This is a genomic window from Streptosporangium sp. NPDC023963, assembly GCF_040639135.1.
Lineage (GTDB): Bacteria > Actinomycetota > Actinomycetes > Streptosporangiales > Streptosporangiaceae > Streptosporangium.
On record NZ_JBEZZK010000002.1, the window covers coordinates 668,652 to 692,192 of the forward strand.

A 23,541-nucleotide genomic window follows, 5' to 3' on the forward strand; every position below is an offset into this window, starting at 1 on the left:
GCCCGGGAGGCGGCGGTGCCGGCCGCGCGGGTGGCGGCGCCCACGGTGCGCGACGCGGTGCCGGCCGCGCGGGTCGCGGCACCCGCGGTGCGTGACGCGGCGGTGCCCGCGGCCCGGGACACGGTGCCCGCGGCCTTGGAGGCGGTGCGTGACGCGGACGCCGCCGTACGGGACGCGGGTGTGGTCCGTGAGGTGGTGCCTCCCGTCCGGGACCTGGATGTCGAACCCTTCGTCCGGGACGTGGAGCCTCCGGACGCGGAGGTGCCCGTCGAAGACCCGGAAGCGGAGCTCGCGGGCCTGGAGACCGGACTCGACGACCGGTTCTTTCCGCGCGCACGCTGCGCGATCAACGTCCCGACCCCGATGGCCGCCGCTACCGGCCATTCGAGCAACCCCGCCACCGCGAGCGCGCCGAGCCCCCCGTAGTAGACGATGCGCTCGGCCGGAGGAAGGAACGACTTGGCCGTGTCAACGGCCTGTCCCGCCTCCTGCCTGCTGACGTGCGGCATGTGAACATGCGGCGGTCGCAGCTGCACGGTCAGCATCGGAAGTTTGAGCGTTAGCGAGTTGCCGTCCTGTTTCCTGCTTGCCTGGGCATGCGTGGTGGACGTTGCGGGTGTGGTCGGTCTCTGCGCCGTGCGGGCGCGTGACCGGCTCGTCTGAGCTACTGCCATGATCCCTCCTCATGGGAACCGAGGGAAGGTGCAAATGGAGCCCGCAGGAGGTCGATCATGCCTTCTACGTGCGGTTATATGGCCCGAGTGCCATTCTCGTAATCTTCCTCGTATTGTGGCCGCGAAACGCGTAACGGCCGTTGAATCGGATGTTAGGGGATGAATCTCCGACCAACCGGAGCGCTCGATGTCCGTTTGGGGATGGTTTAGGAGAGGTACGGCTTGAGCTCGCGACGGGCCACCGTGCGGAGGTGAACCTCGTCCGGACCGTCGAAGATGCGCATCGCGCGGGCCTGCGCGTACATCGTCGCGAGCGGGACGTCGTCGGACAGTCCCATGCCGCCGTGAACCTGGATGGCGCGGTCGATGACGTCGCACGCCATCCTCGGGGCGACCACCTTGATGGCGGATATCTCCGAGGCGGCCGCCTTCACGCCGACCGTGTCGATCATCCAGGCGGCCTTCAGGGTGAGCAGCCTGGCCTGCTCGATGGCGAGCCGCGACTCGGCGATCTGCTGCTGCACCACACCCTGCTGCGCCAGCGTCTGGCCGAAGGCCACCCGGTTGGCGGCGCGGGCGCACATCAGTTCCAGAGCGCGCTCGGCCATCCCGATGGCGCGCATGCAGTGGTGGATGCGGCCGGGACCGAGCCGGGCCTGGGCGATACGGAAGCCGTCCCCCTCCTCCGCGACGAGGTTCGCCGCGGGCACCCGGGCGTCGGTGAAGACGATTTCCGAATGGCCGTGCTGCTCCTGGTAGCCGAAGAGCGGCAGGTGACGTACGACCTCGACGCCCGGGGTGTCCATCGGGACCAGGATCATCGACTGCTGGCGGTGCGGGGGGCCGTCGGGGTCGGTCTTGCCCATCACGATCAGGATCTCGCAGCGCGGGTCGGCCACCCCGGTGATGAACCACTTGCGGCCGTTGACGACGTACTCGGAGCCGTCGCGCGTGATGGAGGTGGCGATGTTGGTGGCGTCGCTGGAGGCCACCGCGGGCTCGGTCATCGCGAACGCCGAACGGATCTCGCCGGAGAGCAGGGGCTTGAGCCACCGGTCCCGCTGCTCGGGCGAGCCGAACATGTGCAGGACCTCCATGTTCCCGGTGTCGGGGGCCGCGCAGTTCAGTGCCTCGGGGGCGAGGTCGATGGAGCGGCCGGTGACCTCGGCCAGGCCGGCGTAGTCGAGCACCGACAGGCCCGACTCGGCGGGCAGGAACAGGTTCCAGAGGCCGCGTGAGCGTGCCTCGGACTTGAGCTCCTCCACCACCGGCGGCAGCTCGTGGTTGTCGTGCCCTCTGGCCCGGCGCCACGCGTGGTAGGCCGGCTCCGCCGGATAGACGTGGGTAGCCATAAAATCGGTCAGATTGGCGAGGTATTCCTGCGCCGTGTCGCTGAGCGCGAAGTCCATGGCGGCCAGTTTGGCACCACCCCTTCTTCGGCCGTCCATTGGTCCACGCCTAACCTGGAACCCGTTCCATCGAGGAGGACAGATGCTGAAGGGCGTGCTGATCGACTGGGGTGGCGTGCTCACCGTCGGTCTCGCCGAGGCGATCGCCGAGTGGATCGTCGCCGAGAATCTCGACGAGGCCCACTACCGGAAGGTGATGCGCGAGCTCGTCGTGCACGCGTACGAGAACGGCGAGAACGGCGAGAACGGCGAGAACGCTGCGAACGGCGAGAACGCGATCCACGCCCTGGAGCGCGGAGAGATATCCGGCCCGGACTTCGAACGCGACCTGGCGGCCAGGCTGATCACGACGGACGGCGTACCGCTGGTCGCCGAGGGGCTGCTGACCAGGATGTTCTCCCGCTTCCACCGGGTCGAGCCGATGTACGAGATGCTCCGTGAGGCGCGTGCCGCGGGGCTGCGCACCTGCCTGCTCTCCAACTCCTGGGCGAACGAGTACCCCCGCGAGGGCTGGGAGGACTTCTTCGACGCGGTCGTCATCTCGGGAGAGATCGGCATGCGCAAGCCCGAGCCGAGGATCTTCGAGCACGCGCTCGGCAGGATCGGCCTGGCCGGGGAGGAGTGCGTGTTCGTCGACGACATCGAGGCCAACATCGAGGCCGCCCGGCGGCTCGGCATCGTCGGCGTGCACCACCGCGACCCCGAGCTGACCATCACCGAACTGGAGACCCTGTTCCAGGTCACGCTCCGCTGACCCGGCCCGTCCGCCCGTCTCCCCGCTCCGTCCCCGCTTCCTCTCTCCGTCCCCGCTTCCTCTCTCCGTCCCCGCTTCCTCGCTCCGTCCACCGGGTGCCGCCCGGTGGACGGAGCGAGGCCGGCCCCCGGATCGTGCCGCTCCGCGCGGGCGGTATCACCGGGGGTCGCGGGTACTGGCACACTCGATGCGTGAATAGGCGCCGGAGCGGCGCCGATGTCGGAGAGACAGATCGAGGCATGGATGCGCGTCTACCTGCCGTGTACGCTCCCGGCGCTGGCCCGCGTGGCCACCGTGGGGGAGCTCGGCCCGGCCCCGCTGACCGGCTACGCGGTGACCCCCGCGTTGATCGAGTGGTACGTCTCGGGTGACACCGAGGAACTGGAGTACGTCGCCCTGACCGAGGCCGCCAGGGATTCCCTGCGGATGCTGGCCGCGGACCGTGCCGACGGGGTGGAGGTCGCCGCGCGGCGGGTGGTCGTCGCCGTCGACGTGCCGGAGGGTGACGTGAGCGCGAGCGCCGACCTGGAGGAACGCGCCCGGGTGCGGCTCGCCGCGGCGGTCCCGCTGGAGCTGATCGCCGCGGTCCACGTGGACGACCCGTCGGCGGTGAAGGACGTCGAGGCCGCTCTCGCCGCGCTGCCCGCGGCCGACGGCGGCGACGACGACGCCCGCTTCACCGTGGACGGCGCCGAGGCCAACGAGCTCCTGTGGTACGCCACCCAGGAGATCCCCGACCTGGTCGGCTGACCTCCGCGCCGCGTCCGGAGCCCGGCGTCCGTGCCCCCCGGCCGCCCGGTGTCCGTGCCCCCGGCCTGGGGCGGGACTCCCCGCGCCGCGAGCGCCCCGCGCGGGCCGGTCCCCTGTCGCGGCGCCGTCCCGGCGGGGATTTTCGCTATTCTGGATGGCAATATGAGACACATTGTTTGGGATTGGAACGGCACGCTGTTTCACGACATCGACGCCGTCGTCGGTGCGACGAACGCGGTGTTCGAGCCGTACGGACTGGGTTCCTATGACGCCGACCGCTTCCGCGCGGTCTACACGCGCCCGATCTGGGCCGCCTACGAGCGCATGCTCGGCCGTGCCCTCGAGGACGGCGAGTGGGAGAGGCTCGACCTCGGCTTCCACGAGAGCTACCACCGGCTGATGCTGGAGTGCGGGCTGGCCGCCGACGCCCTCTCCACCCTGCAGAGCTGGGAGCGCGCGGGGGGCAAGCAGTCGCTGCTGTCCATGTGGGCGCACGAGCGGCTGGTTCCCAAGATCGCGGAATTCGGCATCGACCACCACTTCACCCGGATCGACGGCCTGCGCAGCGCCTCCGGCGGGCACAAGGCCGAGTCGATGGTGGCCCACCTCGCCGCGCTCGGCGTCGACCCGGCCGACGTCCTGGTGATCGGCGACAGCCTGGACGACGCGCACGCCGCCCAGCACGTCGGGGCACGCGCGGTCCTCTACACCGGTGGCATGACCAGCCGCGCCGATCTGCTGGCCTGCGGGGTCCCCGTCGTCGACACCCTGGAGAACGCGCTCGACCACGCCTGAGGCCCCGTCACGAGACCTCGTGAGCACGGCCCGTCACGCGACTCCGTGAGCGCGATCCGTCGCACGACTCCACGGGGAATGGCCCGTCGCGCGGCCTCGTGAGAACCGGCAAACGGATCCTTTCGGTATCGAAGGCGGTCGCCGTGCGCTCAGGGCCTTACCCTGGGCATCCGCACCCATTCCGGGAGGCCCCCGATCAATCGCCTCGTCCTCTGGAACATCGACCTCACGCTGGTCGACGTGTCGATCGTCACCCGCGAGGCATACGCGGACGCCTTCCGCAGCGTCACCGGAAGGCCCCTGGTCAAACTGACCCAGGCCAACGGACGTCCCGACTCGGAGATCGTCTTCGAGATGCTCGCCATCAACGGGATCGTCGCCGGGGACGACCACCTTCCCCGGTTCCTCGACGCGCTGGCCGGGTCCTTCGGGGCGCGGCGCAAACGCCTGGCCAAGGACGGCCGGATGATGCCCGGTGCCCGCGACGCGCTGAAGGCCGTGGCGAGGCTTGACGGCGTGGTCCAGTCGGTGCTCACCGGCACGATCAAGAGCAACGCGGTGCACAAGCTGACCGCGTTCAGCCTCGACAAGCACATCGACTTCGAGGTCGGCGGTTACGGCGAGGAGGTCTACCCCAAGGCCACCCTCCTGCAGGTCGCGCAGGGCCGCGCCAAACGGAAGTACGGAGCGGTCTTCGACGGGCACAACACCGTGCTGATCGGCGACTCGGCCAGGGACGTCCAGGCCGCCAGGATCGCCGGGGCCGCGATCATCGGGGTCGCCTCGGGACGATCCCTCCCGGCCGAGTTGCACGAGGCGGGAGCCGACGTGGTCCTGCCCGACCTCTCCAACCCCTCCGAGGTCGTCGCCGCCGTCGCCGGCCTCACCTCCCCGGCACGGCGCGCCGGCCGTTCCCCGGCGGGCCGCTGACCTCCGGCCCTCGACGGCCCTGCGGGGTGAGCCGTACGAGGTGAGCCGCGCGAGGTGAGCCGTACGAGGTGAATCGCGCGAGGCGAGCCGGGCTTGTCGTCGCTTGCCGGTCCCACATGTCCGGCCGGGTTTCATGTCCGTGGCCGGCCGCCGCTCGTTCCCGGCGAGGGGCGCGTACGTGGCCGTCCCACACGGGACGGCCGGAGGGTGTGTGGCCACGGGGGATGACATTCGAGTGGGGCGCCGAGAGGATGGGGCCATGGTTGAGGAAGGTGCGCCGCTCTGGGAACCGTCCCCGGAGATCGTGAGGAACGCCAAGGTCACCCGTTACGCGGAGTGGCTGGGCAGGGCTGGTGACAGGGCCGGTGACAGGGCCGGTGACTACGAGTCCCTGTGGCAGTGGTCGGTCGACGCCCCGGAGGAGTTCTGGACGTCGATCTGGGACTACTTCGAGGTGGTGGGAGAGCGCGGTGACGGGCCCGTCATGTCGGGGGAGATGCCCGGCACCGAGTGGTTCGCCGGGTCGACGCTGAACTACGCGGCCAACGCGCTACGCCGGGCCGCCGCCGACCCCGGGCGGCTCGCGGTGGTCTCCCGCGACGAGGCGGGCGGGCGCCGGACGCTCACCCTGGGAGAGCTGGCCGAGGAGGTGGCGCGGGTCCGCGCCGGGCTGGCCGCGCTGGGCGTCGGGCGCGGCGACCGGGTCGCGGCCTACGTGCCGAACGTCCCCGAGGCGCTGATCGCCTTCCTGGCGACCGCCTCCCTGGGCGCCATCTGGTCCTCCTGCTCGCCCGACTTCGGCGCGCCCAGCGTCATCGACCGTTTCACCCAGATCGAGCCGAAGGTGCTCGTCGCGGTCGACGGCTACGGCTACAACGGCAGGCGCTTCGACCGGAGCGAGGTCGTCCGGGACATCGCCGCCAAGCTGCCGACCCTGGTGGCACGGGTCCGCATCCCGGCCCGGGACGCGCCCGGCGCGGCGGACGCCCCGGAGCCTGGGGACGCGGCCGTGACCGGTGACGGGGTCCGTACGGTGAGCTGGGCGGAGGTGCGCGCCGTCGCGGAGCCGCTCGCCTTCGAGCCGGTGCCTTTCGGGCACCCGCTCTGGATCGTCTACTCCTCGGGCACCACCGGGCTGCCCAAGCCGATCGTGCACGGTCACGGCGGCGTGGTGCTGGAGCACCTCAAGGCGCTCTCCTTCCACCAGGACCTGGGCGAGGACGACGTCTTCTTCTGGTACACCACCACCGGCTGGATGATGTGGAACTACCTCGTCGGCGGCCTGCTGGTCGGCTCGACGGTGGTGCTCCACGACGGGGCGGCGACCTACCCGGAGACCGGTGCGCTCTGGCGGCTGGCCGCCGAGGAGGGGGTCACCTACTTCGGCACGGGGGCTCCGTACGTGATCGCGTCCATGAAGGCCGGTCTCGAGCCGTCCGGCCTCGACCGGCTGCGGGGGCTCGGGTCCACCGGCTCGCCGCTGCCGCCGGAGGGGTTCGCCTGGGTGCACGACGCGCTGCCGGAGGTCCAGCTCGGCTCGTTCTCCGGCGGCACCGACGTGTGCACCGGTTTCGTGGGCGCCGTACCGCTGCTCCCGGTCCGGGCGGGGGTGATCCCGTGCCGCTGCCTGGGCGCGCGGGTCGAGTCCTTCGACCCGTCGGGCGCGCCGGTGGTCGGCGAGGTGGGCGAGCTGGTGCTGACCCTGCCGATGCCGTCGATGCCGGTGATGTTCTGGAACGACCCCGACGGGTCCCGCTACCGCGACAGTTACTTCTCCGAGTATCCCGGCGTCTGGCGGCACGGCGACTGGATCAAGATCCTTCCCGACGGCGGCTGCGTGATCTACGGCCGCTCCGACTCGACCCTGAACCGGGGCGGCGTCCGGATGGGCACCAGCGAGTTCTACCGCGTGGTGGAGCGCTTCGAGGAGATCGCCGACAGCCTGGTGATCGACACCGGCCAGCTCGGGCAGGAGGGTCGCCTGCTGCTGTACGTCACCATGGCCGAGGCGGCGACCCTGGACGACGACCTCGTCGCGCGCCTGCGCCGGGAGCTGCGGGAAGGTCTCTCCCCGCGCCACGTGCCGAACGAGATCATCGAGGTCCCGGGCATCCCCCGCACCCTCAGCGGCAAGAAGCTGGAGGTCCCCGTCCGCAAGATCCTCCTCGGGGTCGCCCCGGACAAGGCCGCCAACCTCGACGCCATGGCCAACCCCGAGGTCCTGTCCCACTTCGCCCCGGGAGCCGACGTCACGCGGCACTGACCCCTCGGGGCCGGCGTCACACGGCGCCGGCCCCGAGGCGGCCCCGTCCCGGGAACCGCCGTCCCGGGGAACCACCGGGAAACGGCGTCCCGAGGACCCCTGCGGCCCGCGGCCTCCGGGGTCAGATCCCCTGGGGGAGGCGGAACAGGCGGCCGGGATCGCGGGCGGCCTTGATCTGGGCGAGCCTGGCGGCGTTGTCCCCGTAGTAGGCCGCGCGCCAGCCGCCGAGCTCCGGGTCGACGTAGTTGACGTACGCGTGGTCGCCGAAGTGGGGCCGCATCGCCGCGTGCGCGGTCCTGGCCCAGCCGGCCGCTCCGGAGCGGTGGGCGTAGTACTGCACGCTGTAGAGGGCGGCCCGGTGGGGGAAGGCCGTGGCGTCGGGGCGGACCCTGGCGACGGCGCCGCCGAGGGCGTCCAGCAGCACGGTGTGCTCGCCGGGCCGGGCGACCTGGGCGACCAGGGCCCTGGCGCCGGCCTCGGACAGCGGGCGGTAGGCCATGTGCGACTTGGCCCTGAAGGTGTCCCTGGACAGCCGCCCGCCTCTGGTCTGCCCCGGCAGGGAGCCGCCCAGGTGGCACTGGGTGACCGAGAGAGAGCCGCAGCCCGCCATGGTCAGCATGGCCTGGCGGTAGGAGGTCTGCCGGACGGAGCTCGACGACGGCGACCCGGCCGCGTCGGCCAGCCGGTCGAGCAGCCGCTCGCAACCGGCCCTGCCGCCGAGGTAGAGCCCGACGACCTCCACGTCCGTCCCGCCGTCGCGGCTCAGGTGCATGCCCGACCACATGGCGTCGGGGGCCGAGGGCCCCCACGCCTGCCAGGCGCGCAGCGCCCTGACCGCCCTCGACCACGGCCAGTGCAGGAAGAACACCGTGACCTCGCGGGCGGGGTGGGTGCGGAACCCGAAGGAGACCGCCACGCCGAGGTTGCCCCCGCCGCCGCCCCGCGAGGCCCAGTACAGGTCGGCGTTGTGGTTCGCGTCGCAGGTCAGCAGCCGCCCGTCGGCCGTGACGATCTGGACCGACTCCATCACGTCGCAGGTCAGGCCGTACTTCCTGGAGACCACGCCGATCCCGCCGCCCAGGGCCAGCCCGCTCACCCCGACCGTGGCGCAGGTCCCGGCGGGGATGCTGACCCCGCTCGCGGCCAGCCTGTCGTAGACGTCGATCAGCTTGGCGCCCGCCCCGACGGTCGCCCGCCCCGAGGCGTGGCTCACCTTGCTCATCCGGGAGACGTCCAGGACCAGGCCGGTCCCGGTGGACCAGCCCGCGTAGGAGTGGCCGCCGGACCGTACGGCCAGCGGCAGCTTCAGCCGGCGCGCGAAGGCGACGCACTCGGCGACGTCGGAGGGGTTGGCGCAGTAGGCCACCCCCGAGGGCCGGACCGCGTCGAAGGCGGGGTTGAACAGCTTCCTGGCGCCGTCGTACGCGGCGTCGCCCGGCCGGACGAGCCTGCCCTCCAGCCCGCCGGCCAGCGCCCGCCAGTCGGCGGGCCGCGGCGCGCTCGCGGTGCCCCGGCCGGTCGTGCCGGTGGCGCCGGTGGCGTCGTGGCCGGTCATGCCTGCGGCGCCCAGGGCGGGTGTGCCCTGGGCGCCCAGCGCGAGGGCGGCCAGGCCGCCGGTCCGAAGGAATGCCCGCCTGTCCGGAGGGGTCCGCATATCGTCACTCCCCGAGGTTCGTTGTCACCTTCCCGATAGGACGACCGCACCGCCCTTCCGGTTGGTCACATTCGTGTCACTCCTGAGGTGACGGAAGCGGCTCACGCCCCCTGCGCCACGCGCAGCGCGAGGGCCGGGCACATCTCGACGGCCCTGCGGGCCATCCGCCGGAACTGGGCGGGCACGGTGTCGCGGCCGAACACCGGGTAGCCGTGCTCGTCGAGGTGGACGAGGTCGGGGGCGAGCTGGGCGCACAGGCCGTGGCCCTGGCAGCGGGTCCAGTCCACGGTGAGCTTCACCTCGGGCTCGTTCTCCTGCGGGGGCAGGGGAAGCACGCCGAGTACCGGGCGCCCGCAGCTGCCGCGCAGCAGGTGTTCCTCGATGTCCTCGGGGAAGGCGTCCAGCGCCGACAGCACGAACCTGGACGTTCCGTCGGGGTGGAAGCACGCGCCCCTGCCCCTGACGCTCGCGGCCCTGCTCCGCAGCTCGTCCAGGGCGGAGGCCGACCCGTTCACGAGCTCGGCCATCGACTGCGCGACGTCCGGGAGTCCCAGACGGCAGGGACCGCACTGTCCCGACGACTGGGCGGCCAGGTACTTCGCGACCCTGACCGTCTCGCCCAGCGGGCAGGTCTCCCCGCCGAGCGGCACGATGATCCCGGCGCCGAGCTGGCCGCCCGCCTCCGCGATGCCCTGGCGGGAGACGGTCGCCACGGCCGCCGCGTCCGCGTGCAGCCACGCTCCGTGGTAGCCGCCGACCAGCACCCCGTCGCCGGTGGAGGCCTGGCAGGCGTCCAGGACGGCGTACAGCGGGGTGCCGGTCGCGACCTCGACCACGGCCGGGGCCTTGGCGGAGCCTCCCACCGTGAGCAGGACCGTCCCCGGCTCGCGCGCCGTGCCGACGTCGGCGTACCGCTCCGCGCCCAGGGTCGCGAGGACCGCGAGCTGGGCGTACGTCTCGGCGTTGGACAGCAGGGTGGGCAGCCCGTTCACGCCGCTCTCCACGGCCCTGACCTTGCGGCCCGGCGGCTCACCGACCAGGCCGTTCACCGAACGGACCAGCGCGCCGCCCTCTCCGGAGATGAACCTCTCGACGATGCCCACCACCCGGACCTGGCCGCTGATGCCCCGCTCCTCGACCGCGGCGGCCACGGACGCCTGGCCCATGCCGCCCTCGACGGTCGCGATCACGACCTGCTTGGCGCCGATCGCGCCCGCCGCGAGCAGCGCGCCCTCGATCACCAGATGGGGGGTCCTGGTGAGCAGCATCGTGTCCTTGCTGCTCGCGGGCTCGCCCTCGGCCGCGTTGACCAGGACGACCTTGTCCGCCTTCTTGTCCATCACCGCGCGGACCTTGCGGGCGAAGGGGAACGCGGCCCCGCCCCGCCCGCGCATGTCCACCTCGTCGGCGAGCGCCGCCAGCTCCTCGCCGGACATGCTCGGCGCCGTGCCGTGCATGTCGCGGTGTTCGGCGAGGTCCATCCTGCGGCAGTCCTCGAGCCCGGCGGTCAGCCGGGCGGGCCCTAACTGGCGGACGGGGGGAACGCGGTAGGGAATCATCCGACATCTCCGATACGACGAAGCTCCGACGGGTCCTCACGGACGATGCGCGGGATGCGGCCGACGATGCTCGTGGGCGGGGTGAGGCTCGTGGGCGGCGTCAGGTCGGCGGCGACGGGCACCTCCACCGGCATCTCCTCGCGCACGACGATCGGCTGGGGCTGCAGCTCGGAGATCACCCTGATCAGCAGGGCGGCTCCCACCGCGACCAGGCAGACCACGTAACTCCAGGTCACCCACTCCGCGGGTGCGCGGCCCGCGGTCAGCCCGTGCAGGACCGCCATCGGCCACGCCAGGTAGGCGGAGCCGTGCAGCATGCGCCAGAGCCACGGCCTGCGGTTCTCCGCGAACCTGGCCCGGGCGACCCCGGTGAGGAAGACGAGGATCATCAGGTCGGAGGCGACGGCGCCGAAGCCGACGTACAGGCTCTGGCCGCTCGCGCCCAGCGGGACCACGACGGAGGCGAGAGAGGTCCTGCTTTCGATGATCTTCATGATGACGTGGATGGCGAGGAAGCCCATGCCGAGCATGGCGGCGGCCCGGTGGGCGAGCTGCGAACGGATCCTGCCCAGGACCGGCAGCACGATCCGGTCGGCGGAGAGCAGGCCGAGTGCCACCGTCGCGGTGAGCGAAACGAGGGCGATCACGCCCGAGAAGAACGAGAAGACGCCACGGACGGCGGCTGCCACCTCCATGCCGGGCGCTGTCCGCCCGAGCACGAGGAGGCCGACCACGGAGATCGTGATCGTGACGCCGAGGCCGATCCTGGCGGGCCTCTGGTCGAGACTCATCCCGGCTTCGGCCCGGGTGTGTCTCGGAGTCCGTCTGTTACCCACCTATGGCTCCTGTCTGCGAAGCGGCTCGGACGTCCGCGTCCGAGGGTGATGGACTCTGACATCGCGAGATGCCGCCCCCCGTCTCCGCGGGGTGTGGAAGAGGCGCGGAGACGGGGGGCGGCGGTCTCGAAGGGAAGCCGTCAGCAGCGACGGTTCCTGTTGATGCAGTCGACCGCGAACCTCATGAGCCGGTCGGGCATCAGGTTGGCGAAGTCGGCGTGGTCGGTGACGGGGTTGTGCCGTTGCTCGGGGAAGGCGTCCAGGGCGAAGGACGGCGTGCGCGGCGTGGAGTAGACCAGGGTCATCCGCAGCTGCGGGATGGCCCTGGTGCCGGACGGGCAGGCGCCGTTCGCGTCGGGGAACAGCACGTGCGTGCGGTGGTTGGCGCTGTCGGTGTTCTGGCCGTCCCAGCAGCTGGGGAAGTCCAGGATCCGGACGAGCTGGCTGCCGCGGGGGCAGAGCGGGTACTTGGTGGTGATCCGGTTGGTGAAGCCGGTGCAGCTCCACTTGGCGAGGGCGTTCGCGCCGCCGTTGGTGGCGGCCTTGGCGTCACCGGTGATCATCCTGATGAAGCGCGGCATCGGGCTCACCCTGGAGACCGGGTTCCCGCGGAACTGCAGGTTCACCTGGCGCGCCTGCATGATGGTGCCGACGTTGCCGTCCGGGTCGTCGGCGTTGGCGTCACTCGTACGGTCGCGAAGGACCGGCCAGAAGTAGACCGAGCGGTCGTTGAGCGCGCACGTGGTGCCCGCGGCGGCCAGGGACTGGTCCGTGGAGAACCCGTCGGTCGACAGGTTGCCGACGTAGTCGTGGACGTGGTGGGCGCCGTTGGTCACGCCGGGGGCCACGATGAAGTTGTCGGAGTTGCGGTGGCCGTTCCTGTTCGTGCCGCACCGGGAGGTGAAGAGGCCGGCGGAGCCGCCGCGCCGCGTACGGACCTCCTGGAAGTTACGCGGGACCTGCCGGATGTCGATGAAGTCCTCGGGGAACGGCCCGAGGTCGGCGCACTCGGCCTCCTCGTCGTCCTGCGGGGGAGCGGGGGTCTCGCCGGGAGCCGGCGTCTCCGCGGGCGGGTTGTCCGGGGCGTCGGTCGGCGGAGCGTCGGTGGGGTTCTGCGAGGGCGCCTGGGTGGGCCTGCGGCGGGCGTTGCCGTTGTCGGCGTTCTCCTGCTCCGGGGCCTGCTGCTGGTCGGCCGACTCGTCGGGGGCGGGCGGCTCCGTGGGAGACGCCTGGATCAGGCTTCCGCCCGCGAGTGGCGCGTCGGCGGGCTGGTCCTGCGCGGGCTGGTCCTGGGCCGGTTGGTCCTGAGGAGGCTGGTCCTGAGGGGGCTGGTCCTGCGCGGGAGCGTCCTGCGCGGGGGGTGCCTGGTCCTGGTTCTGCTGGTTCTGCTGGTTCTGCTGGTCTTGGTTCTGGCCCTGCTGGTTCTGCTGGCTGCGCTGGTTCTGCTGGTTCTGCTGGTTCTGGCCCTGCTCGGCGGGGTCGCAGTGGTCACCGTAGGCGGGGGCCGTGGCCGCCACGGTGAACGTGACGGTGGTGAGCGTGCTGGCGGCCAGCGCCAGCGCCGACAGGGAGACGAGCGAGCGTTTCATGATTTTCAAGCGTTTTCTCTCCTCACAGGTGTGTCGAGAGCGGAGACGGGCGGCGCCGGGGAGGGCATCGGAGGCTCGGGCAGGTCCGAGTAGTCGACCAGCCCCGTGCTCTCCAGCAGGGTCATGTGCTTCATGACCACCTCGACCGCCCGCTGGGCGAATGTCCTGACCAGGTCGTTTCGGGTGCCGGACCGTACGCCGGCGACCACCCCGAAGACCTTTCCGTGGGCCGCCCGCAGCAGCTGGGCGAACAGGAGGTCGTACTCGGCGCCCGGCTTCACCGCCGCCAGCTGCGCCATCCAGCCCTGCTGGTCGGCGTTGGGCTGGTCGGGCAGCGGCACGTTCAGCTTCGCCGCGAGGGCGCGGACCTCCTCGTCGAGCTTGAGGTGGTCGGTCATCAGGTGCATGCCGACCTCCTTCACCCGCTTGCTCGCCGCCTTCTGCTGGGCCTGCTGACCGCTGGGAATCTCCCAGAGACCGGCCAGCCGGACCTTGACCAGCAGGTCGCGGTCGGCCGCGCCCAGCGGCCCCTGCGGGGTCTGGACCCAGCCCTGCGCGGCCGCCCCGCCGCCGGGCGGGGTGATCAGGACGACCGCCACGGCGGCGATCGCGATGAAGACCCCGAACAGCAGGGGCTCGCCGTTCTTGAAGCGGCGGAACAGTGATCTGAACATGGGCCCGGTTCCGCTCTCAGAGACTGGCCGCTACCAGGGCCTTCTCGGCGCCCGGCGTGGTGGCGAACGTGCCGCCCGGCCCGTGGGGGACCGGGTGCGTGAGGAGGAGGACAGCTCCGACCGGCCACGGAATGTGCCGCACTGCCATGTCGTTTCCTTTCCCCGAGGCCCGCCGGTGCGGGCGCACTTGGTGGGAGGTACGCGGTGTCGCCCGGGGTGGTTCAGAAGAAGTGATGAGATAGTTAGAAATGACTGGAGTTGCCAGAGTTGCAGACGGGACTCATAACGAAGGTGTAAAGATGTGCCCGTGCGTCAACTCGACAGTCGGTTCGAGAGCGCGGACACCGATGTCCTCTTGGTAGAAGATCTGTACCGGGAGTTCGGTGTACCCCTGCTCCGCCACGTGCGTAAGGCCACCGGTAACGATCTGCAATGGGCGGAGGACGTCGTCCAGGAGACGCTCGTCCGAGCCTGGCGCAATGCAGGAAGGTTGCAACGAGAGCCCGGCCTTTTGTGGGCCTGGCTCCTGACCGTCGCCCGGCGTATCGTCATCGACGGTCGTCGCAGGCGAGGGACCAGACCACAGGAGGTCGAACCCGCCGACGCGAACGCTGTGCCCGTTCCCGACGGGGCCGATCGCGCGCTGGAGGCGATGATCGTCGCCGAGGCGTTGCGAGAACTGTCCCCAGAACACCGCGAAGTCATCGAGCAGACTTACCTACGGGACCGTACGATTAACGAAGCGGCGGAAATCCTCGGGATACCGCCGGGTACGGTCAAGTCCCGGCTCTACTACGGGATCCGGGCTCTCCGAAAGGTCCTGAAGGAGAGAGGTGTCGCGAGCTGATGGTCCCCTCCCCGCATCATGACGTGGCGGCTTACGCGCTCGGGGTTCTCGACGAAGAGGATCACGAGGTGTTCCAACGTCACCTCATGACGTGCGAGGAGTGCCAGGTCGAGCTCCGGGAACTCAGCGAGGTTCCCGGATTCCTCGATGGGGTCAAACGGGACCGCTCCAATGCCCTGGACGATGATCGGACGTCACATTGACGTTTAGCCGGTTTTGGGGTGATATCAGAAGCGGTGGTTTGTACCGGTCAACGAGGATCGGGACAGACGACCACTGGAGGTGTCGTGCCACGGGCCATGCCCGATGGGCGGAGTGCGGGCCGACCGGCCCCGCCCGCCGGGCGAGGCGCCCGGAGCGAGGTCGGACTCGCCCGGCGGCGCCGTAGCCGTTCCGAGGCGACCCTGTGGGATGATTGCCCTACCGCCACCTCGCAGGGAGAACCCGCCGTCTCCGACCAGGAGCCCTTACGTTCCCCGCCGGCAGCGGCGAGAGACCGTGGCTCCCATGACGAGCCGTGGCGCCTGGCCGAGATCCCGATCATCCGTGACGAGACGACCGCCCCGCGGCGGGCGTTCCGGGCCCGGATCTCCCGGGAGCGGAGCCGGTGGCCGGGCGAGGGCACCCCATCCTGGCGGGCGCGCGCGACATCACTTCCGCTCCGCTGGGCAACATTTCTCCGGGAATCATGACTTTCGCCATGGATTCCCGTTCATCTATGCACAACCCCTCACAAAGGAGTGAGAGCGACATGCCGCTCGACGAGGCCAAGGACGAGCTGCTGAGGAGTGCCGCGGAGACGTGCGCGCACACACCGGGCGGCGATCACGTGAGCGTGGAGGAGGCGCTCGCCTTCCTGCGGCTCTACTACCGGCATGTCGCCCCGGAGGACCTGCTCGGCCGCGACCTGACGGACGTGTACGGCCCGGCGACGGCCCAGCGCCGGCTCGCCGAGAGGCGTCCCCAGGGCCGCGCCCTGGTGCGGGCCTACACTCCCACCGCGGAGGAGCACGGCTGGGATCCCGGGTTCTCCGTCGTGGAGATCGTCACCGACGACATGCCCTTCCTCGTCGACTCGGTGACGATGGAGCTCGACCGGCACCACATCGGCACCCACCTGGTCGTCCACCCGCAGATGCGGGTGCGCAGGGACATGACGGGCAAGCTGCTCGGGGCCGGCGAGGAGGACGTCACCGGGCAGGTGCTGGCCGAGTCCTGGATGCACTTCGAGATCGACAGGCAGGCCGACCCGGCCGTGCTCAAGACGATCGAGATCGACCTGCAGCGCGTCCTGGAGGACGTGCGCGGCGCCGTCGAGGACTTCGTCAAGATGCGGGCCCTCGCCCTGCGGACCGCCGAGGACGTCTCGGCCAACCCGCCGCCCCTCGATCCCGCCGGGGTGGAGGACAGCCTGGAGCTGCTGCGCTGGCTGGCCGACGGGCACTTCACCTTCCTCGGCTACCGCGAGTACCGCCTGGAGGAGGGCGAGGAGGGTGACAGGCTGCACCCGATGCCCGGGACCGGGCTGGGCATCCTCCGCAACGACAGCGCCGACTCCGGCAGCTTCGCCGCGCTCCCCCCGGAGCTGCGCGCCAAGGCCCGCGAGAAGCAGCAGATGCTGATCATCACCAAGGCCAACACCCGGGCCACCGTCCACCGCCCCGCCTACCTCGACTACGTGGGCGTCAAGCTCTTCGACGCCTCGGGCGAGGTCGTGGGCGAGCGGCGTTTCCTCGGCCTCTTCACCCACGTCGCCTACAGCGAGTCGATCTCTCGCGTCCCGGTGCTCAGGCGGAAGCTGGCCGAGGTGATGGCGCTCGCCGGGCTGACCGCCGACAGCCACGACGGCGGGGACCTCATCGAGATCCTGGAGACCTTCCCCCGCGACGAGCTCTTCCAGACCTCCGTGGACCAGCTGCTGCCGATCGCCCTCGGCGTGCTCAGGCTCCGCGAGCGCAAGCAGGTGAAGCTCTTCCTGCGCCCGGACGACTACGGCCGCTACGTCTCGTGCCTGGTCTACCTCCCGCGCGACCGCTACACCACCAAGATCCGAATCCAGATGCAGGAGATCCTGCTCAAGGCGCTCGGCGGCACCTCCTTCGACTACAGCGCGATGATCGGCGAGTCGGCCCTCGCCAGGCTGCACGTGGTGGTGCGCGGCGAGCGCGGCAGGCCGCTGCGCGCCGACGCGGTGAACGTCGAGGAGCTGGAGGCGAGGCTGGCCGCCGCCACCAGGTCCTGGGAGGACGACCTGGCCTCCGCGATCACCGAGCTGAGCCCCGAGGAAGAGGCGCCCAAGCTCATCCGCCGCTACGCCACGGCGTTCCCCGAGGGCTACAAGGCCGACTTCCCCGCCCGGATGGCGGTCGCCGACCTGCGCCGCCTGGAGGTGCTGGCCTCCTCCTCCGACGAGATCGGGATGAACCTCTACGAGCCGCACGACGCCTCGGAGGGCGAGCGCCGCTTCAAGCTCTACCGCCTCGGCGCGCCCGTCTCCCTGTCGCGCGTGCTCCCGCTGCTCCAGCGGATGGGCGTGGAGGTGGTCGACGAGCGGCCGTACGAGATCGACCGCGACAACGACCCGGCGACCAAGGACGCCTGGATCTACGACTTCGGCCTGCGCTACACGCCCTCGCCCGAGGTCGACAGGGACGAGTTCAAGCGGCTCTTCCAGGACGCGTTCGGCGCCCTGTGGGCCGGGCGGGTGGAGAGCGACGGGTTCAACGGGCTCGTCCTGGCCGCCGGGCTGACCTGGGAGCAGGCCGAGATCCTGCGCGTCTACGCCAAGTATCTGCGCCAGGCGGGCACCACGTTCAGCCAGGAGTACATCGAGCGGGTGCTGATGGGCAACGTGCGGCTCGCCCGGCTGCTGGTGCGCCTGTTCGAGGCCAGGCTCAACCCCCGGCGCCCGGCCGAGGTCCGCTCCGACCTGTCCGACGCGCTGCACGAGGAGATCCTCGGCGCCCTGGACGACGTGGCCTCGCTGGACGAGGACCGGATCCTGCGGGCCTACCTGGAGATGATCCGCGCCACCCTGCGGACCAACTACTTCCAGCGGGTCGACGGCGAGCGCAAGCCGTACGTCAGCCTGAAGCTCGACTCGCCGTCGATCAGCGTGCTGCCGCTGCCCCGGCCCAAGTTCGAGGTGTTCGTCTACTCGCCCCGGGTCGAGGGCGTGCACCTGCGCTTCGGCAAGGTCGCGCGGGGCGGGCTGCGCTGGTCGGACCGGATGGAGGACTTCCGTACGGAGGTGCTCGGCCTGGTGAAGGCGCAGATGGTGAAAAACACCGTCATCGTCCCCACCGGCTCCAAGGGCGGCTTTGTCGTAAAAAATCCGCCAAAGTCGGGGTCGCGGGAGGACACCCTGGTCGAGGGCATCGCCTGCTACCGGATGTTCATCTCCGGCCTGCTCGACCTCACCGACAACCTCGTCGACGGCGAGGTGGTCCCGCCCGCCGACGTCGTCAGGCACGACGGCGACGACACCTACCTGGTGGTCGCCGCCGACAAGGGCACCGCCACGTTCTCCGACATCGCCAACGCGGTGGCCAAGGAGTACGGCTTCTGGCTGGGCGACGCCTTCGCCTCCGGCGGCTCGATCGGCTACGACCACAAGGCCATGGGCATCACCGCCAGGGGCGCCTGGGAGTCGGTCAAGTACCACTTCCGCACGACCGGCGTCGACATCCAGAGCACCGACTTCACCGTGGTCGGAGTCGGCGACATGTCCGGTGACGTGTTCGGCAACGGCATGCTGCTCTCCCAGCACATCCGGCTGGTCGCGGCGTTCGACCACCGGCACATCTTCGTCGACCCCCAGCCGGACGTCGCCAGGAGCTACGCCGAGCGCGCCAGGCTGTTCGCGCTGCCCCGCAGCTCCTGGGAGGACTACGACGCCTCGCTCATCTCGAAGGGGGGCGGCGTCTGGCCCCGTACGGCCAAGTCGGTCCCCGTCTCCGCGCAGATGCGCGCCGCGCTCGGCATCGACGGCGACGTGACGTCGCTGGCTCCCGGCGACCTGATCAGCGCCATCCTGCGGGCCCCGGTCGACCTGCTGTGGAACGGCGGCATCGGCACCTACGTCAGGGCGTCGAGCGAGTCCAACGCCGACGTCGGCGACAAGGCCAACGACGGCCTGCGGGTCACCGCCGCCGAGCTGCGCTGCAAGGTGATCGGCGAGGGCGGCAACCTGGGCTTCACCCAGCTCGCCCGGATAGAGTTCGCGCTCAACGGCGGCCTGGTCAACACCGACTTCATCGACAACTCCGCCGGGGTGGACACCTCCGACCACGAGGTCAACATCAAGATCCTGCTGGACCGGGCCGTCCGCGACGGGGAGCTCACCGACAAGCAGCGCAACCAGCTCTTCCTCGACATGACCGACGAGGTGGCCGGGCTGGTCCTGCGCGACAACTACGACCAGAACGTGGTGCTGGCCGCCGCCCGCGAGCAGGCTCCCGAGATGCTGCACATCCACTCGCGCCAGCTGCGCAGGCTGGAGCGGGCCGGGCTGCTCAACCGGCAGCTGGAGTTCCTGCCGTCGGACAAGATGCTCGCCGAGCGCCGCCAGGCACGGCTCGGGCTGACCGCGCCGGAGTTCTCGGTGCTGCTCGCCTACACCAAGCTGGTGGCCGACGCCGAGATCCTCGCCTCCGACCTGCCCGACGACCCCTACCTGGAGTCCTGGCTGGTGTCCTACTTCCCGTCGGCGCTGCGCGACCCCGGGCTCCGCGCCTACATGGGCACCCACCCGCTCCGCAAGGAGATCATCACCACCGGCGTGGTGAACGACCTGGTCAACTCCAGCGGGACCACCTTCATGTTCCGCCTCGGCGAGGAGAGCGGCGCGTCCACCCCGGACATCGCCCGCGCCTACCTGGTCACGCGGGAGGTCTTCGACATGCCCAGCCTCTGGCGCCAGATCGAGGAGCTGGACAACAAGGTCGACACCTCCACCCAGATCGCGATGGAGCTGGAGGCCCGCAAGCTCGTCGAGCGGGGCACCCGCTGGCTGCTGGGCAACCGGCGCCCGCCGCTCGACCTGGCCTCCACCGTCGGCTTCTTCGCCAAGGGCATGAACGGCCTGCTGCCGCACCTGCCCAAGCTGCTGACCGGGTCCGACCTGTCCGCGTTCGAGGAGCGACGCGACGCCTTCGTCTCCAGGGGCGTCCCGTCCGAGCTGGCCGAGCGGGTCGCCGCCATGGTGCCCGCCTACTCCACGTTCGACCTGGTCGAGGTGGCCTGGCGCACCGGCCGTCCCGTGCACGACGTCGCCGAGGTCTACTTCGACCTCGCCGACCGGCTCCAGCTCTCCAGGCTGCGCGAGCGCGTCGTCGCGCTGCCCAGGGACAGCCGCTGGAACTCCATGGCGCGGGCCGCGCTCCGCGACGACCTCTACGCCGCGCACGCCGCGCTCACCCACAACGTCCTGACGCACAGCACGCCCGGGCTGTCCCCCGAGGAGCGCCTTGCGCGCTGGACCGAGGCCAACTCGGCGGCGGTCTCGCGGGCGCGGCAGACCCTGTCGGAGATCTGGGAGAGCGACAACTTCGACCTCGCGACGCTGTCGGTGGCGCTGCGCGCGATCCGCACGCTGGTGGCCACCATCAACCTCCCGCACGCCGACGCCTGACCCGCCCGGCGCGCGGCCGGGCCCCTCACCGGGCCCGGCCGCGCGTCACGTCCCCGGCGCGGCGGGTCCGGTCGCGAAAGAGGCGGGGAAGGACGGCCGGGCGGGTCCGGTCGCGAAAGAGGCAGTGCGGCGGGTCCGGTCGCGAAAGAGGCAGTGCGGCGGGTCCGGTCGCGGGAGGGGCGGGAAGGACGGCCGGGCGGGTCCGGCGCGCGGGCTACGCGACGGTCACCTTGGTGAGGCCTCCGAGATAGCCGATGACCTTGGCCGGCCGGCCGCTGCTCTTGGCCGGGACCGTGCTCACGTACAGCTGCGTCTCCACCGTGCGCAGCTCCTTGGGGATGAACCGCTCCTTCGTCAGCCTCCGGGCCTCGGGCGGTATCTGGATGTCCGACCCGCACGGCGTGATCTTGATCGTCCGCGTCGTCGTCCTGATCAGGGAGTAGAGGACGAGCGCGCCGCCGTCGGCGGTGCGCAGCGCGTGCACCGGGTATTCGCTCGCGGCGAAGATCGAGTCGTAGCTCAGGCAGTCGTCCGTCTTCCCGTCCGTCCGCCGTTTCGTGATCTCGTCGGCGAAGCCGGTGGTGTGCGGGCCCTCCTCGATGAGCCCCGCCGCGAACCCCCGCTCGCCCTCCTCGGCCGAGGTCGCGTGCAGCGGGGCCATCAGCCGCGGGCTGATGGCCAGCGTCGCGTCCTCCTCGCCCAGCGCCGTCGCGTACCCCTCCGCGTCCGTGACGACCACCGGGGGCCGGACGCCCTCGTCGAGCAGCGAGGTCGAGCTGACCTGCCAGTCCTCCACGTCATCCCGCATCAGGGTCAGCACGGCGGTGCGGACCCGGCCCGAGGGCTCCTCACGGTCCACGATCGCGGCGAACCAGAGCGGGCCCCGCTGGTTGCGCGGGACCAGCAGTCTGGGGGTGCCCCACGTGTAGTGGGGGAGGGCCTCGGCGGAGCCGTTGAAGGCAGCCGAGGTGAGGGCCCTCTGCCCGTCGCGGGTCTGCTCCTGCATGAGCCTGCGGTCGGCGTCCAGGTGCGGCACCGCCGCTCCCAGCACCCCGTCGGCGCCCACGACGCCCGCCAGCGCCTTCGCCGCCTCGGCGAGCGTGACCGGGGGCGGCGAGGGGACGGACGCGGCCGAAGTGGCCGGCGTGCCACCGTCGCCGGCCGAGGGGCTCCGCTCCGGCGGGGCTTCGCCGGGACCGGAGCACGCCGCGGTCGCGGCGGTCACGGCGATCAACGCCAGCGCGAGTGCGAGCGCACCCCGTCGCCCGTGTTCGCGCACGTCCACCTCCCGATGCTCCCCGATGCTCCCCCGATGCGGGCCATGCTAGCCATGGTGGGGGAGCGCGCCGTACACGATGGGGTTCGGAGGTCGCGTACCCTTTACAGACGTGGCACTCATCGATCCGGCAGAACAGATCAACGAGCTTACCGGGACGCTGAACAGCATCCAGGACGTGCTCGACCTCGGCGCGATGCGCAAGCAGATCGAGGAGCTGGAGGATCAGGCCGCCGCGCCCGATCTGTGGAACGACCAGGATCGCGCCCAGAAGGTCACCAGCAGGCTCTCCTACCTCCAGGGCGAGGTCAACAGGATCGAGTCGCTGGGGCAGCGGCTGGACGACCTCTCCGTCCTGTACGAGCTGGCGGCCGACGAGGAGGACGACGACACGCGGGAGGAGGCCGACCGCGAGCTGGAGTCCCTGAAGAGCGACATCGGCGCCCTGGAGGTCCGCACCCTCCTGTCCGGCGAGTACGACGCCCGCGAGGCGGTCGTCACGATCCAGTCCCAGGCGGGTGGCGTGGACGCCGCCGACTGGGCCCAGATGCTCCAGCGGATGTACCTGCGGTGGGCCGAGCGCAAGGGCTACCCGACCGACGTCTACGAGACCTCCTACGCGGAGGAGGCCGGGATCAAGTCGACGACCTTCACGGTCAAGGCCCCCTACGCCTACGGCACGCTCCGCGGCGAGCACGGCACCCACCGCCTGGTCCGCATCAGCCCGTTCGACAACCAGGGGCGCCGCCAGACCTCCTTCGCGGGCGTCGACGTGGTGCCGGTCGTGGAGACGACCGACCACATCGACATCAACGAGGACGACCTGCGCGTCGACGTCTACCGTTCCTCGGGCCCCGGCGGCCAGGGCGTCAACACGACCGACTCCGCGGTCCGCCTGACCCACCTGCCCACCGGCATCGTGGTCTCCTGCCAGAACGAGCGCTCGCAGCTGCAGAACAAGGCGACCGCGATGGCGGTCCTGCAGGCCAAGCTGCTGGAGCGCAAGCGCCAGGAGGAGAAGGCGGCGCTGAACGAGATCCGGGGCGAGTCGACCACGTCGTGGGGCACCCAGATCCGCAACTACGTGCTCCACCCGTACCAGATCGTCAAGGACCTGCGGACGGGCGCCGAGGAGGGCAACCCGAGCGGGGTGCTCGACGGCGACCTGGACGCCTTCATCGAGGCCGAGATCCGCTGGACCCGCCGCCAGGAGTCGGGCGTCGACGAGTGAGGCGTCCGCTCTCGCCTCCGGGAGACGGGTAGGGCGTTCTCTCCCGTCCCCGGAAACCGGGAGCCGGGAGCCCGACGCGTGAAGCCGGGACCGGCGAGGAGCGGGGAGACCCTCTTCTCCCGACGCCTTCGTCTCGTCCCAGGGTCCCTATTCCCCATTCCCCCGGCCCGTCGAGGAGCCCGCTCACGGGCGCCCCTGAGCGCCCGTGAAGCGATCTCCGCCCGGCGAGGCCCGGGGAGCCCTCCGGGAGGGCGGTCAGGCGCCGCTGAGGTGCTTCAGGGCCAGGGTGAGAAAGAAGAGCGCGAGGAGCACCAGTGACAGGAGCGCGGGGGTCATGCCTCCGAAGCCGTTCTGGTGCATCCGGTCGCGGTACGCGCGGCAGCGGGGGCAGCGGCCTTCGGCCACAGGGTGAGCGCACCCCGCGCAGACCAGGTCTTCACAGCTCATGACGTCCTCCCTCTTCGAGGTCAGAACTACTTTATGCGGTCGTTACCGGGCGCCGAATCGTTTTGTTTCCGTTATGGGCTTTCCATGCCAGTCTTCCCCCTAGACTGGGCTCCGGCCAACCGGAACGTCGATCGAGAGTAAAAGACCGGCGCCCCCCGGCCGGCGAGAGGCGGAAGTGGCCCTCTGCCACTCCTGCGACCGTCCTAACCCCTAGACTGGCA

At 71.0% G+C, this 23,541-nt stretch carries 18 protein-coding genes; 10 read left to right on the forward strand and 8 right to left on the reverse strand.

Annotated features, from left to right (window positions below; translation table 11 throughout):
* Nucleotides 1-426: hypothetical protein (locus AB0F88_RS09015; RefSeq protein ID WP_362679318.1), on the forward strand; the 426-nt coding region annotated here is incomplete at its 5' end.
* Between the two features lie 454 nt (nt 427-880).
* Here the strand turns inward: AB0F88_RS09015 and AB0F88_RS09020 are convergent.
* Nucleotides 881-2,083, reverse strand: a complete 1,203-nt coding sequence (locus tag AB0F88_RS09020; RefSeq protein WP_362679321.1) for an acyl-CoA dehydrogenase family protein — start codon at nt 2,081-2,083, stop codon at nt 881-883.
* A gap of 82 nt (nt 2,084-2,165) precedes the next feature.
* Between AB0F88_RS09020 and AB0F88_RS09025 the strand changes: the two genes are divergently transcribed.
* The 5 genes from AB0F88_RS09025 to AB0F88_RS09045 all read left to right on the forward strand — a co-directional run bounded on the left by AB0F88_RS09025 (nt 2,166) and on the right by AB0F88_RS09045 (nt 7,575).
* Nucleotides 2,166-2,837 (forward strand): HAD family phosphatase, encoded by a 672-nt coding sequence (locus AB0F88_RS09025; RefSeq protein WP_362679324.1) that lies wholly within the window; start codon nt 2,166-2,168, stop codon nt 2,835-2,837.
* 243 nt (nt 2,838-3,080) lie between these two features.
* The gene (locus AB0F88_RS09030) at nt 3,081-3,587 is read left to right on the forward strand and encodes a hypothetical protein (RefSeq protein ID WP_362680600.1); all 507 of its coding nucleotides are present in this window, start codon (nt 3,081-3,083) and stop codon (nt 3,585-3,587) included.
* 162 nt (nt 3,588-3,749) lie between these two features.
* The gene (locus tag AB0F88_RS09035) at nt 3,750-4,382 is read left to right on the forward strand and encodes an HAD hydrolase-like protein (protein ID WP_362679327.1); all 633 of its coding nucleotides are present in this window, start codon (nt 3,750-3,752) and stop codon (nt 4,380-4,382) included.
* A 195-nt stretch (nt 4,383-4,577) separates the two neighbouring features.
* Nucleotides 4,578-5,312 carry a haloacid dehalogenase-like hydrolase gene (locus AB0F88_RS09040; RefSeq protein WP_362680603.1) on the forward strand — a complete coding sequence of 245 codons (735 nt, stop codon included), beginning with the start codon at nt 4,578-4,580 and terminating at the stop codon, nt 5,310-5,312.
* Nucleotides 5,313-5,571: 259 nt separating this feature from the next.
* Nucleotides 5,572-7,575, forward strand: coding sequence for an acetoacetate--CoA ligase (locus tag AB0F88_RS09045; RefSeq protein WP_362679330.1), 2,004 nt, complete (start codon nt 5,572-5,574; stop codon nt 7,573-7,575).
* 121 nt (nt 7,576-7,696) lie between these two features.
* On the opposite strand, the gene AB0F88_RS09050 is transcribed toward AB0F88_RS09045, so the two are convergent.
* The 5 genes from AB0F88_RS09050 to AB0F88_RS09070 form a co-directional block, all read right to left on the reverse strand.
* Entirely contained in the window at nt 7,697-9,229 is a 1,533-nt protein-coding gene (locus AB0F88_RS09050; RefSeq protein ID WP_362679333.1) for an FAD-binding oxidoreductase, read from the reverse strand.
* A 101-nt stretch (nt 9,230-9,330) separates the two neighbouring features.
* Nucleotides 9,331-10,710: an NADH-ubiquinone oxidoreductase-F iron-sulfur binding region domain-containing protein gene (locus AB0F88_RS09055; protein WP_362679336.1), complete on the reverse strand. Its 1,380-nt coding sequence runs from the start codon at nt 10,708-10,710 to the stop codon at nt 9,331-9,333.
* Nucleotides 10,711-10,784: 74 nt separating this feature from the next.
* Nucleotides 10,785-11,579 carry a hypothetical protein gene (locus AB0F88_RS09060; RefSeq protein WP_362679339.1) on the reverse strand — a complete coding sequence of 265 codons (795 nt, stop codon included), beginning with the start codon at nt 11,577-11,579 and terminating at the stop codon, nt 10,785-10,787.
* Nucleotides 11,580-11,764: 185 nt separating this feature from the next.
* Nucleotides 11,765-13,213 carry a DUF1996 domain-containing protein gene (locus AB0F88_RS09065; RefSeq protein WP_362680606.1) on the reverse strand — a complete coding sequence of 483 codons (1,449 nt, stop codon included), beginning with the start codon at nt 13,211-13,213 and terminating at the stop codon, nt 11,765-11,767.
* Nucleotides 13,214-13,218: 5 nt separating this feature from the next.
* On the reverse strand, nt 13,219-13,887 hold the full coding sequence (locus tag AB0F88_RS09070) for a DUF4142 domain-containing protein (protein ID WP_362679342.1): 669 nt from the start codon (nt 13,885-13,887) through the stop codon (nt 13,219-13,221).
* Nucleotides 13,888-14,194: 307 nt separating this feature from the next.
* On the opposite strand from AB0F88_RS09070, the gene AB0F88_RS09075 reads away from it, so the two are divergent.
* The 3 genes from AB0F88_RS09075 to AB0F88_RS09085 all read left to right on the forward strand — a co-directional run bounded on the left by AB0F88_RS09075 (nt 14,195) and on the right by AB0F88_RS09085 (nt 20,366).
* The gene (locus tag AB0F88_RS09075; protein ID WP_329090583.1) at nt 14,195-14,734 is read left to right on the forward strand and encodes a sigma-70 family RNA polymerase sigma factor; all 540 of its coding nucleotides are present in this window, start codon (nt 14,195-14,197) and stop codon (nt 14,732-14,734) included.
* A complete protein-coding gene (locus tag AB0F88_RS09080) occupies nt 14,734-14,937 on the forward strand; it encodes a zf-HC2 domain-containing protein (RefSeq protein WP_362679345.1) in 204 nt (67 codons plus the stop codon). The genes AB0F88_RS09075 and AB0F88_RS09080 overlap by 1 nt, the downstream gene beginning before the upstream one ends.
* A 548-nt stretch (nt 14,938-15,485) precedes the next feature.
* Entirely contained in the window at nt 15,486-20,366 is a 4,881-nt protein-coding gene (locus tag AB0F88_RS09085; protein WP_362679348.1) for an NAD-glutamate dehydrogenase, read from the forward strand.
* Between the two features lie 214 nt (nt 20,367-20,580).
* Here AB0F88_RS09085 and AB0F88_RS09090 read toward each other — a convergent pair whose 3' ends face one another.
* A complete protein-coding gene (locus AB0F88_RS09090) occupies nt 20,581-21,651 on the reverse strand; it encodes a hypothetical protein (RefSeq protein WP_362679351.1) in 1,071 nt (356 codons plus the stop codon).
* Nucleotides 21,652-21,754: 103 nt separating this feature from the next.
* Between AB0F88_RS09090 and prfB the strand changes: the two genes are divergently transcribed.
* Nucleotides 21,755-22,873 carry a peptide chain release factor 2 gene (gene prfB / locus AB0F88_RS09095; RefSeq protein ID WP_362679354.1) on the forward strand — a complete coding sequence of 373 codons (1,119 nt, stop codon included), beginning with the start codon at nt 21,755-21,757 and terminating at the stop codon, nt 22,871-22,873.
* 255 nt (nt 22,874-23,128) lie between these two features.
* Here the strand turns inward: prfB and AB0F88_RS09100 are convergent, their stop codons facing one another.
* Complete coding sequence (locus AB0F88_RS09100) at nt 23,129-23,320, reverse strand: hypothetical protein (protein WP_362679358.1); 192 nt, start codon at nt 23,318-23,320, stop codon at nt 23,129-23,131.
* Between the last annotated feature and the right edge of the window lie 221 nt (nt 23,321-23,541).